Source organism: Chitinophagales bacterium, assembly GCA_016787225.1.
Classification (GTDB): domain Bacteria; phylum Bacteroidota; class Bacteroidia; order Chitinophagales; family JADJOU01; genus CHPMRC01.
The window spans coordinates 116,612-129,462 of the sequence record JAEUUY010000006.1 but is presented as its reverse complement, the minus strand read 5'-3'; the positions used below and the strand labels follow the sequence as shown (position 1 = coordinate 129,462).

At 32.5% G+C, this 12,851-nt stretch carries 9 protein-coding genes; all 9 read right to left on the bottom strand.

All coding sequences use genetic code 11. The features are described 5' to 3' along the window. Nucleotide 1: 1 nt before the first annotated feature. The 9 genes from trmB to JNL75_01420 all read right to left on the bottom strand — a co-directional run bounded on the left by trmB (nt 2) and on the right by JNL75_01420 (nt 12,850). Nucleotides 2-688 carry a tRNA (guanosine(46)-N7)-methyltransferase TrmB gene (trmB, locus tag JNL75_01460; GenBank protein ID MBL7788482.1) on the bottom strand — a complete coding sequence of 229 codons (687 nt, stop codon included), beginning with the start codon at nt 686-688 and terminating at the stop codon, nt 2-4. A 14-nt stretch (nt 689-702) separates the two neighbouring features. Further along, on the bottom strand, nt 703-2,634 hold the full coding sequence (locus tag JNL75_01455) for a glucosaminidase domain-containing protein (GenBank protein ID MBL7788481.1): 1,932 nt from the start codon (nt 2,632-2,634) through the stop codon (nt 703-705). 36 nt (nt 2,635-2,670) lie between these two features. Then, a complete protein-coding gene (locus JNL75_01450; GenBank protein MBL7788480.1) occupies nt 2,671-6,078 on the bottom strand; it encodes a hypothetical protein in 3,408 nt (1,135 codons plus the stop codon). Nucleotides 6,079-6,395: 317 nt separating this feature from the next. Further along, a complete protein-coding gene (locus JNL75_01445; protein MBL7788479.1) occupies nt 6,396-7,313 on the bottom strand; it encodes a DMT family transporter in 918 nt (305 codons plus the stop codon). Next, complete coding sequence (locus JNL75_01440) at nt 7,300-8,127, bottom strand: mechanosensitive ion channel (GenBank protein ID MBL7788478.1); 828 nt, start codon at nt 8,125-8,127, stop codon at nt 7,300-7,302. The genes JNL75_01445 and JNL75_01440 overlap by 14 nt, the downstream gene beginning before the upstream one ends. 118 nt (nt 8,128-8,245) lie before the next feature. After that, nucleotides 8,246-9,952: a hypothetical protein gene (locus tag JNL75_01435; protein ID MBL7788477.1), complete on the bottom strand. Its 1,707-nt coding sequence runs from the start codon at nt 9,950-9,952 to the stop codon at nt 8,246-8,248. Beyond that, nucleotides 9,939-11,039, bottom strand: a complete 1,101-nt coding sequence (locus tag JNL75_01430) for an AAA family ATPase (protein ID MBL7788476.1) — start codon at nt 11,037-11,039, stop codon at nt 9,939-9,941. Before JNL75_01430 ends, JNL75_01435 begins: the two co-directional genes overlap by 14 nt. Nucleotides 11,040-11,103: 64 nt before the next feature. Then, nucleotides 11,104-12,279, bottom strand: a complete 1,176-nt coding sequence (locus tag JNL75_01425; GenBank protein MBL7788475.1) for a prolipoprotein diacylglyceryl transferase — start codon at nt 12,277-12,279, stop codon at nt 11,104-11,106. Between the two features lie 28 nt (nt 12,280-12,307). Further along, on the bottom strand, nt 12,308-12,850 hold the full coding sequence (locus JNL75_01420) for a hypothetical protein (GenBank protein ID MBL7788474.1): 543 nt from the start codon (nt 12,848-12,850) through the stop codon (nt 12,308-12,310). Nucleotide 12,851 lies beyond the last annotated feature (1 nt).

Here is a 12,851-nt window from a genome sequence, read left to right as displayed (position 1 = left end):
CTTACATTTCCCACTGAATATAGTGTATTTGACTGCCTTGATCCTTATGAAGTCGTTCATAATAGGTTTGTACACGTAAGATATCGTCTATTTTTTTATCGCCACCATAAATATTCTCAATACAGCGATTGATTTTTTCACTGCGACCATCCAATACACCTGTAGCATAACGAAACAAAGGAAAATTATCTGTCTTGAGATGAAAGATTATTTTCTTACCATTCAATAAAGTTTTATAATAATTTAAAAACTTGGGAGATATTAAACGATTGCCTCTATCTGAAAAGCTAGGAAATGGATCTGGAAAGGTAATCCATACCTCGTCTATTTCTTCTCCATTAATGAATTCGTGAAGTAGCTCGATACGTGTTCTCAAAAAGCAAACATTGGTGAGATTTTTTCCCAAAGCTATTTTAGCACCATTATGTATTCGATTTCCCTTAATATCTACCCCAATAAAATTTTTATTGGGAAACATTTCTCCTAAAGCTACAGAATATTCTCCTTTGCCACAAGCAAGCTCTAAAACTAAGGGATTATTATTGCCGAAATGCTGTGTTTTCCATTTTCCTCGCGGATTATCTTCTTGATTATTTCGAATTAAATTAGGCTGTGTAAACGAAAAATTTTCATACACATTGGGCATCGATTTTAAGGCCTCAAATTTTTGGAGCTTATTTAAACTCATAATAAAAGAAATGATTATTCAGAGACTTTAATTCTTCTTTTAATGGAAGTATCCGCTTCTGTATTTTTCATTAGAGATTTATATAAATCTGACATATTGCTTTTATCCAGATTTGTTGCTGGTACTTTTGTAGATGCGTTATTCGCTGGTGGTGCTTTCAATATCACGACTCTCGGCTTTTGGGGCTCTCGGGGTATTTGTTTAGGTATTTCTTTTATTTCTTCAACGGTGGATGAATTGCTAATAGGTATTTGTTTAGGTGCAATAGCAGATGGAGATTCCGTTTTTATTGGAACGTTATTCCCTTCAGTTTTAGCATTATTTTCGTTTGCGGATTTCGAATCAACAATCGCAGGTATGCTAGTTTTAGGCACAACTGCAGGCTTAGCATTAAGATTTTCTCTGGTTGCTGGTATAGTTTTAGGTACAGATTTAACTTTGAGCGTATCTGTGATTTTTTGCGGAGAAACTTTTGGAGGAGGCATTTTAGGCTTACCAGCTACCTTACTATCCATATTCATATCTTCATTCGAATTGGGAACGTCAATCACTATTCCATTAGGATGCAAGGTATGTATACGAAGTATTTGACCAATTTTTAAACCTTGTTCTATTGTAATGGCATTCCAGTTTAATATATCGCTTACAGTGCAGTCATATATCTTTGATATTCTAAAGATTGTTTCTTTAGGTTTTACTTGATGGTTTATCCAAGCTTTATTTTGTGTGGTGGATAAAGTCTCAGTGGGAATACTTGTAATTGTTTTCGTTGGTATAGTATCTACGATTTTGTTGGCAGAAACTTGAATGGCTGCTATCGATGTATCTACTTTTATTATCTCGGGAGTGCTTTTTGGCAAATCAGGAACCATTTTGGATACTATTTCTTCAGTTGATTTAGAAACAGGAGTATCTATTTTGATAATAGGTTTTTCTTCAGGAATTGTGATTGGAATGAATAGAGAGAGATTTTTTTCTAATCGTTCCTTACTTACTTGATAAAAGGGTCGAGTTTGGATAAAGTCATCCCTTAACTTACTGAGATATATTACCTCTCCGACATTGGGCTGTTCCCAAGTTTCCAACTTATTGTATTTCCTTAGCAGTTTTAAGCTGACACCATAAATTTGAGAAATATCATAAAGACTTTCTCCGAGCAAAACAAGGTGTTTGTCTTTCAGATTCATTTTCCCTTTTTTCTGGAGAAAGAAATTTTGTCCTAAACGAATTGCTTGCTCTCCTTCTAAATCATTATACTCTATTAACTGGACTACACTGAGTTTTGAATTGGCAGCGACTTTATAAATATCAAAGGTTTCATCGACAATAATAAGGTCAAGGTTATTAGCCAACTCTTTTCTTAACTTGATTAATTCTGCTGTGCTTATTTGAGGTTTTACTTTTTCATTGGCTTTGGGCAAAGCGGCAGCTGGTTTTTCAAGGCCATAGTTATCAAATTTAAAAAGCTTGAAATCTTCGATGAATTTAATCAACATGGCAGGATAATTCGGATTGGTAGCATACCCAGCCTGCTTGAGGCCGTAAGCCCAAGAGCGGTAATCTGTCATGTCAAAACTGAATAGAGTGCTATATCGAGGCTTTAGTAAAAAAATAGAATGATCACGAAAAGACTCTTCGGCACTTTTATAAGCTCGAAAGCATTCGTTTTTAGTGTCATCATCTTTTATAAATGTAGGCCCCGTCCATTCCGCTTTGCATTTAATACCGAAATGATTATTCGCCTTAGTTGCGAGCAGCGAATTGCCACTTTCTGTTTCTATTAATCCTTGTGCTAAGGTGATACTGGCTGGGACTTTATAAAGATTCATTTCGTCGACTGCTAACTGATAATAGGTATTTATATACTCTTCAGGAGTCATTTTTTTCTGTGCTATCGCAGATGGACTAGAAAAAAAATATAAAATAAACAAAAACAGAAATCTCATTATAGTGTTATAAATCATTCAAATTTAAAATTAATACTATTTTATCAATTGGTAGTACTTTTCACTCAGGGTTTTGAAGTAAGGAGTAAGACCTACAGGTGTACGATGTATTTGAGTTTCGTTTTGTTTCTTCTTTTCTAGATATTGTTTGAGTTCCAAGGGCATTTCGGGCCTAATATTTTTAGCACGTTCACTTTCACGCCGCGTTTCCTCATCTTGTTCGCGCTCCGCTTTAGCAGACTCTAAGAGTTTTATTTGTATTTCACGTTGTCGCTTCATCATTTCGTCATAGAAACGTTTATTAACAAGGTCTTTCTCTGTTTGATTCATTTTGTCCATAGCATCTTTGAGCTCATTGCCAAATGGCTTTTTCCCAGATTTATCTGGCTGATTAGCCTGTTCTTCCATTTTTTTCAGTAGATTTCGAATTGCTTGTTGTTGAGCAGCTATTTTAGCAAACTCTGCAGCTTCCTTCGCATCTTGTTGCTTTTGGTTGGATGTTTGACCTTGCGCCCCATTCTGCCCATTTTCATTTGGTTTTTGACCAGATGGAGATTTACCATCTTTTCCTTTATCCTTCATCTGTTGCTGCAGTTTTTCCATTTGCTCATTGAGTTGTTGTTGCATTTCGCCTAGTTTTTCTAGGCTTATGCTTGGCTTCTTCTTTTTGCCTGATTTTGGATTATCGCACTGTTGATCTGAGCCAGGGCTATTTTCATCTTCATCTTCTTCTTGCATCTTCTTGAGTGACTCACTTAACATGAGGCCAAGTTGATTGTAGGCTGACATAGCAAATTGTTCATTAGAGATAGCTAAATCACTTCTCCTGTCTACGAGTCTTTTAATGGAAAGATCAGTATTGTTCGTTATCTTATCAGCTTCTTCGAAAATAAATTTTCGAATTTTTACCTGTCGGGATGCGATTTTATAAAGAGTGTCTTCTACTAGCTTAAAGTCTTCTTTCAATTTTTGTTGAGATTGAATGAGTTTGAGATAACTTGGACTTTCTTTTGGTGTCGTTTTCGTCTTATCTAATATTTTTTCCTGCTCGAAAGATAAATAAATGACATTCTCAAGAAGCCGACGCATCATTTTACCATCTTCTGCTTTTTGCTTTTTCTTCTGCTTCTTTTTTAGTTTTTCTAATTTTTCTTTTGCCTGTTTTATTTCTTCTGCAGCTTTCTTTTGTTTTTCACTACCAGATTTGGGGTTACCATTTTGCATGTTTTTCTCAGCGGCTTCTTGTTCAGATGCTGCTTCATCGAGGTCTTTCTTTACCTCCTCCATTTCCTTTTTATCAGTTTTATTGACTTCGTTGTTTAATTTATTTAGCTCTTCCATTTTCTTTTGAGTCTCTTTCATTTCTTCGTTTAGACCTTTTTGTTTTTCCTTGGTGTCTTTTTCTTGTTCTGTCTCTAGAGCCAGCTTTTCTTGTTCTTTGCTCATGACATCTAGTTTATCTATCATGTCATTTAGCTTTTGCTTGTAGTCGAGATTTTTATATAGTTGAAGCAATCTGTCAAAATTTTTCTCCATTTTTTCAGATTTATTGTCCATCTGATTGATGTTTTGTAAAAGTTCTTTTTTATCTTGTTTTTCGAGAAGCTCATTTAGTTTTTGAAGTAGATCTTTGAGCTCGGGATTTTTCATCTGTTCAATGATTTCTTCCAATTGTTTCTGCTGATCCAATAGTGATTGCTCTTGTTTGTTAATTTCATTTTTCTTATCAAAATTACGTTTGATATCGTCTTTACTATTCTCCAGTTTGTTTTGAAGGTCTTCTTGTTTTTTCAGCAAATCTTCAATTAATTTTTTATCATTGAAATCCAATTTATCTTTTTCTAGCATTTTCTTCTTGACTTGTTCGAGATCTTTTTGAAATTGTTTAGCATCTTGCAGTGACTTCGATATATCATTACGAATTTGAGTAGCATTATTATCTACTACTTTTTCTAATTCTTTTTCAGAAAGCTTTTTGATGGAGAAAGTGGAGCTGCGTGATGATTTGGGTCCGTGCACGCCATCGTTGTCATACACTTCAAAGTAATAGTTTATATCAGCTCCTCTAGGATATTTATCAAATAGTTTTTGTGTGGAGAAGTGAAATGAAGAGTTTCTTCCTGCAGGTATACTAATGCGATACTTTTCAGTTTTTCCATTATAACTGATAACAAAGTAAAGATTAGAGATGCCATAATCATCCGCTACATCGCCAGCATAATATTTGATTTCATTGATACTATCATTAAATTCATTTATCGAGATGGTAGGGTATGCATCGGTTGTCAACGAGAGATTATACTGTTGTGAATCTATGATGGATGAGTTGTTATTTTGAGTTAGGACGGTATAGTTGCCGCTATGCAACAAACTCGCTTTTATTCCATAGCCGTTGCTATATTTCTCTGCGTTTAGCCATTTATCTCTAAACTTTAATCTTATTTGGTCTATGTGTTCAGTCTTAAATTTCCATATAGCTGTGCTTCCTTCTGGAGCTTGGATATCACCTGTATTTTTCAAGTTAAATGGCTTAATGCCCGTATAGCTCGGCGGAATAACATTAACCTCAAAAGAAGAAATAATCGGTCTGGGGACAATATCTATGGAATACTCTTCAGAAATAAATCCAGCAGATTCTAATCTAAATTTTGAACTCGCTTCAATATTTTTTAAAGTAAAGTCGAAAATATCATTTTCGTTTTTTGCCATAGGATATTTAACGCCTTGGTAAAAAAGATTCAACTCTTCAGGTAGTACTTTTCCTTCAAGCTTTGCTTGTAGACTGAGCGATTCGAACTGTGGTACAGTTAAATTTTTATTGAGTAAAATGAAATCAAAAGGTGCTTTTGGGGCAAAGACCTGATTATAATGTAAAAGACGGTGGGTACTATCTGTAAATAGTTTGGGGATAAAAATTAATAGTAATAGACAAATAACAACTGGGAAAATGAGATACTTAGCGAGTTTTCGATTTCTAGCCCAGTCGATCGCATCATTAAACCTAACCCAGAGAAGCGATTGCGATTTCTGACGTATAGATGCTTGAATTAATTCTTGGGAGGCGAAGGTATCATTCATCTCTCCAAGATAAAGTACATTTAAAAGTTTGTCTTTGACTTCTGGGAAATGGTGGCCAATGATTTGCGCAGCTTGTTTATCATCCAGTCGACTGCGGTGTTGAAAGTACTGTATGACAGGACGCATTATCCACAAATAAAGTAGTGCTAAAAATCCAAGCAGAAAGAAAAAGAAAAGAAATTTTCGTATGGTGGGACTCAAATAAAGATTGTATTCAAGTGTAGTAGTTATAAGATAGAGGCAAATAAATACAAGCAAAAGCTTTAAGGAGCCTTTTATCCATCGCTGCTGATAGTAGGAGGCAATAAACTTTTGTAGTTTGTTTTTTAATAGGGTATAGTCATCAAGCTGATGTTCGTCTCGCATTATACAAAAATAGTAGTTTTTAAGCTATCTAGGCTAAATCTAGGTTTAAAGAGCGTTAAAAACAAGTAATACCGTTTGGAATTCTGTAATAGTCCTCCCGATAGCTATCGGGACACTACGCTTCATGAGACTAAACACAATTCACATCGGCATTTCCCACTTTAAACACTTAAAACACATTGGATTATTTTATATGTAAGATTGGTATAAGCCTATGATTTTTTTATTCTATTTTCAACATTAAAATTTGATTCCTATTGGAAAATTTTGGAGAACCTCGCATAATATACTTAAATCTAGTTTCTAAGATAAAAGGCCTATTTCTTCATACTGACCATATAGACTCCAATGAGAATAATAAGTAAGGATACAAAGTGAACCCAAGTAATTAATTCGCCGTCCATATATCCCCAAAAAATAGACATAAGAGGGATGAGGTAGGTATTGGTAGAGGCAAAGAGTGCATTGGTTTGTTTCAACAATCTATAAAACACATATGAAGCGATAAAAGAACCTACGAGTCCAAGGACAAACATAGCTTCAAGGGATAGCATTTTCTGGATTAAAGGATCTGAATTTGCTGTCCAAAAATTAAAAGAAAAATGCTGAATCGGGATATCCTTCAAAACACCCAAATAAACAATAATAGGTAGGTATATCCAACCTAAAATACCAAAAATGCCGGGCAAAATATCCCGTGAAGGTAAATGGCTTAACTTAACTTTTACTATATTCATATTAATCCCATACATCATCGTAGCTAGTAATGGAAATATGGCAAACTTTGACTGCGAAAAAACAGTATTTTTCTGTGCAAAAAGTATAAGAACACCAATAAAGCCTATAGTAATACCAGCCAAACTCAATTTGCTAGTTTTATACCTAAGCCATATCATGCCTACAAGTAGCGTGAATAGAGGCGTGAGCGAATTGATAACTCCATTGAGATTGCTATCCATTTTACTAGCAGAATGGGCATAGAATAAGCTAGGAATACCACTTCCTAACATAGCAGAAACAAACATCCAAAACAGAATAGTTTTATCATATTTCCTTATAATCGAAAATAAAAAAGGAAGAGCTAAAAAGCCTCCAAAAAACATACGCAGCGCTGAAAGCTCCAATGTGTTAAAGCTTCGCGTCCCTATTTTCATCAAAATAAAGGAACTGCCCCAGATACCACCTAGCAGAAATAACGTAAACCACTGTAAAGGGGTAACCCTAGTTCTTTCCACTTGTTTGAGTTATTAAGATTTGCTTAGGGATACCTTGCGAAATATTCTTTTCTTTAAACGCATTAATCACTAAACTATGAGTATCATTATAAACCGTCCAATAATCAGGCTGTGAACAATAAGGTCTAACAATAAGCTGGATAGAACCAGATTGTATCTGCTGAATATAAACTTCTGGTTTAGGACTTTTTAAAATAAGCTTGTGTTCTTTTAAAGCTTCGATAATTATTGACTTTGCGAGTTCTATGTCTATGTTAGCTTCAATATTAAATGGAACATCTACTCTTATCTTTCTATTGCGACTCCAGTTGATAATTATACCTGTAGATAGCATACCATTGGGAAGAAAGACTGTCTTCATATCACCAGTTAAAATGCATGTATTCAATATTCCAATTTCCTGCACCACCCCGCTGACTCCATTAAATTCAATAAATTCCCCGACTTTGATTGGTTGATAAATGATAATCATAAAACCACCTGCAAAATTTCCCAGTGAGCCATTAAAAGCTGAACCAATAGCCACGCCAAAGCCTGCTAGCATAGCGGCGATAGAAGTGGTTTGAATTCCTAAAACTCCTATAATAATGATAAATAGGACGATGCGCAGTCCTATACGAATGAAAGAAAGAAAAAAAGTTTCAACAGAAGGGTCGAATTCTTTAGCATCTAGTATTTTTTTGAAGACCCTGTAAGCCCATTTTATTAGCAAAGAACCAATCATCCATATTAGTATAGCACCTATAACTTTCGGTATAAGCACTTCGACGATTCCCTGAAATTGATCTAGATATTTTTGTGGGTTAAAAGACATGGGTTAAAAATATGGAATAATGTAAGTTAACGTTGGCTTTATAGTTAAGTTTACAGCTGTTTGGTTAAAATTTAACAACAGTTAATAAAGGCTTAGGATAAGAGTAAAATTCTAAACATTAATTTGTAGCAAGAGATACAAACTCAAATAATCCAGAATCTTTTCTTAATTTATTAAAATCATTAATTAAATAATATTTTGTTTCAAATTTTTCTTTCCCTTGATTAAATGCAATTTCATCGACTATAATTTTTTTTATGTAATCAAATCTTCTTTTATTTTCCATGCTAATATTTGGTTCAAGTAAAATTAAAAAGTCTAAGTAATCTTTATATAGTTTATAACTTCTCTCTGGTTTATGAAGTTTTCCTATATCACTTGAAACCAACAACTCTGTATGATCCGTGATTTCAAAAGAGAATAAATCTCTCTTTTTAAGAATTTTAAACAGAAATAAATCTGATATATATTTATCATTATCTTCAATATAAATTAACTCATCATTTGGATTTAGATTGCTTAGAAGTTCATTAATATTATTTATAATAAAGGATTTTGCTATTTCTTGAATTTTTGGAGGTAAGTAGTAGTTAGTAATACCCTCAGAATTTATTAAATTAGTAGTATTAAATATTAGGGAATATTTATCTCTTAATTTCATATTCCCATTTTCTATAATCTCTACTATAATTTCTTCAATTTTATTATTATCTAAATCAAGTGTTGTTGTTCGCTCTTTTCGATTATAATCCGATAAAATCTTATGGAAAACATTAAATTCATCATCAACTAACCTATTTTTTATACTATCAAAACTTGAATTTAATCCTAAATTTAAAAACTGAATACACTCTAAATATGTTTCTTTATCCTTTTTAAAGTTCAAGTCAGGTGAAATGTTATTACAAATAAAGCTATATAAATCTAAATATTGTTTTAAGCTATTGTTTAACTTATAAAAGTTTATACATGAGATTATAAGTTTTTGATTAAGGTTGTTTTCAAAAGGAACGGAGGAGTATTCTTTTTTAAGTTCATTTAAACCATTTAAAAAGCTCATGTAGTATTTATCTGGAATAGAAGTAAAATCAAAGCAAAAGTTAACTAACTCATTTAAAATTTTTAGATTAGTTGTTCCATAATAGTATTTTTTATTCTCTATGAAATGCTTCTCCTCAAAATTTTCGAAAAAGTGCATAAAATTAATAGCTTCATTTCTTTCTATTTGAGCATAAATGAATTCTATTAAGGATGAATAACTGATATCCCCTAATACATTGTCATTATAATACATTCGATACATTGCCCCATCTGAAAACCCAAATTTATGTATACTTTTAAATAGGAAAATTAGACAATCAATGCATATCTTAAAATCAATGTCGTCGATTTTTATATTATTTTTATTTAAGAAGTCTTTTAAATTTGTTTCTTGATCTTCGGTTAATAGTTGAGTCATTAGGCTTTCGGGCTTAGGCGAATTCTCCTTTGGGTCTAGATTTGTGCTAAAAGGTAGTAGACCTTGGTCATAAAGTATACTCAGGTATGAATCAATCCAATCAAATTTATATGTTAATAATTTATATACATAATAACATTGTATATTGAAATAATGATTTTTATTCTCATTATTCATTAATTTTAGTGAGAACTTAAAGGAATTTATAAAATGATCTACTTCTCTCTTGTTTGTAAAAAAGTCAGCTATTTTAACTGAATCATTATAGCTGATTTCGGCATCCAATTTTTCAGCAATAGAAAGATCTAACTGTTTCTTAATGGGATGCGATAAGGGAAATAAAATTTGATTTTCAGTTAATTCCATTTCTATATGTATTCAAAAAATATTTAGCTAAATCATTGCTATCTCTATTTGGCAGTCGGTAAATTAGGTTTATAAATTTATCTAAATAGACACTATCTTCATCAATCTTATCCTTTACCTTTTTATAGTCCATTCCAATAATGAATACAAAATTGGGGAAATGCGAAATTGTTCTAAGAATTTTTAAAACCATTAAAACTTCTTCCTTTTCAAGTCTATCCATATCGTCGATAAACACAAATGTAGTTTTATCTATCGCTTTAATACTTTCAACAATTTCTTCCTGTAATTCATATGCATTAGAGTTAGTATTAATTTTATCTGCGATTAAATCTAGTAATGAATTATCCCCCAATTTTAAAATCGAAGCTGTTAACTGATCTATTTGGTTGGTAATATTTCCTGAGTATTCACTTAACTTATCTTCAATCAAATTTAAAAATCCATTTGTTAATAAATCTTTATCTTTATATAGCCAAGGAGCAAACCAGCATGTGATTACCTCATTGTTCTCCTTAACAACTTTATAAATAGATTTTAGCAAGGTTGTTTTTCCTATACCATAAGGTCCATTTAAACAAATGGTAAATGAATTTTCACCTTTATAGTCGATAAAATCCTTTTCAATTAGCTTTTTAATTTTTAGAAAATCTAACTCACTGTCATCAAAATCATTTTTATCAATATTGTATTTTTTCCAATTAGATGAGGTGTATTTACTTCTACAGATGTAAAGAATAAAGTATAGAATACTAATGAATAATATTACATCTTCAAAATAAAAAGGAGTATTGGGGAGTTTAAGATAAATATTGTCATTGATACAAAACCTATAATAGATATAAATAATGCTTATAACAATTAGAAAATATCCTAGTTTTATAGATGGAATGTAGCGGACTCTAAGGTATACTGCAAAAATATAGAGTATTGTAAATATTAAAAGACAATACCCATATTTGAAGCTAGAATCAACTGTAATTATAGAAAGGTTGCAGATTTTTTGTGAGATAAAGCTGTAGAGTAAAACTGAAAAAGTTATTACAATTAATGGTAATATATAAGACTTTGGAGATAATTTATTCATTAATAAATTATGAGTTTATATAAATGATTAATAGAATTGAATGGTTAAATTATACTTTTTTATTTTAAATCAGCGATAAAGGTTTCTTCCTCATAGCCCAGATAGTAAGCCCTGCGCCGATAAGTATCATAATGATGGACATATACTGAGCTTGGGAGAGTTCAAAACCAAAGTAGTTGTATTTATTGTTGATTCTAACAAACTCGATAAGAAATCTTTCTATTCCATTAAATACCAGAAAGAGACCGGTAATAGCCCCAGGGTTAAATGTTAATCGCTTTCTTAAACTCCATAAAATAAGAAATAATAAACTAACAAAGATGGTTTCATAGAGTGGCGTAGGCAGATGTGGTTCCGCGAGTTTCATACAAAAAGTTTCATCACAACCAGGAATAAGAATCCCATCTCTATTCACATTATGATCATAAGTGTTTCCCCATAAAAAATCTGGAAGAAAAGCTGGTTTGGTCAGACCTGTGGTAGGGATTCCCCAGCAACCGTCACCTGAAAACTGGCAGCCTAATCGGCCGATGGCATAAGAAAGAAAGAAGGGAGGCGAAAGACTATCTATAAATGGTAAAACCTTTATTTTGTTTTTTAAAGCATAAAGAATTAATAGTATAGACACTGTAAATAATCCGCCTAGAATACTAAGGCCAGATGTTAGAGAAGCTATGGGATTCGCCATAAAATCAGACATAGAAGAGGGGTTGTCAATAGCATCGAGCAATTTCGACCCTACCACGCCTCCTATCATAGCAATGATAAGCACATCTCCGATACGGTCTTCTATATTGTTAGAGATGGTCTTTTTCTCAGGTATATCTTTTTTTGATTTCCATTGATTATAGGCCGTAAAACCACCAAATAGAAATGCGAAGAGCAATCCCCCAGACATGGAGCCTTGCAAGGATAAAATGTATTCTTGAACATTTTGAGAGATAGCAAAAAAATTCTGAAGCGCTCCGACTAGTTTTAAGCCTACAAAAAAACCTAATAGTCCATGGAGAATTACATCTGTAAAATTTATACCTTGACCAACGATTATCTCTTTTCCCGCTTTTGGGAAAATGCCAAGTTTAGTTTTTCTAGCCAACTCATTTCTAGCTAAGTAAATACCGACAATGAAAGCCATCGCCATCATAAAACCATAGGTGTTTGGTGGCATAGATGTAATATTGGTTCCGAAATGGTGGTTTACAAAATCCCAAATGGTGGCATAAGCCCTAAGTAGTATCATATATATGATTAATGTTATTTAATGTGTACTATCTCAATTTAACAATGACATTTGATTTTGTGCATGAACATAGTTTTCCATTAGAATTAAAGTCTAATTCTGTGATATTAAGATTAGAATCAAAGAAAATTTCTGATAAAAAAAGTTCATTCCTTTCAGCGCTGAGACTATATTTATAGAAGGTCTGACCATTTATAGTAGTAAAATTAGAGAGTCCAAGTATTCCATTCTCTAAAACGCCATTTAAATTTAGGCTATAAGTTGAACGATGGGGTATTGAAAATAAGCTTTGGTCTTTAGTATGGTTTAATTTAGTAGCGAATCCATCTAGGAGATAAAGGTTATTTTTATATTTGTAGATATAAAAGCTATGATTAGCTTCATTAGCAATCTGTAAATCATATTTATAAATAATGACTTGGGTTTTTAGGTAATTTAGTGGTTTAGATCCGGGGGTTACACTCAGAGAGACGCGCAATCCATTATTTGACTTACAAGTATATTCTAATTTTTGACCTATTAATATTTCGCAAAACAAAAGTATACCTATAATTACACTATATTTTTTCATT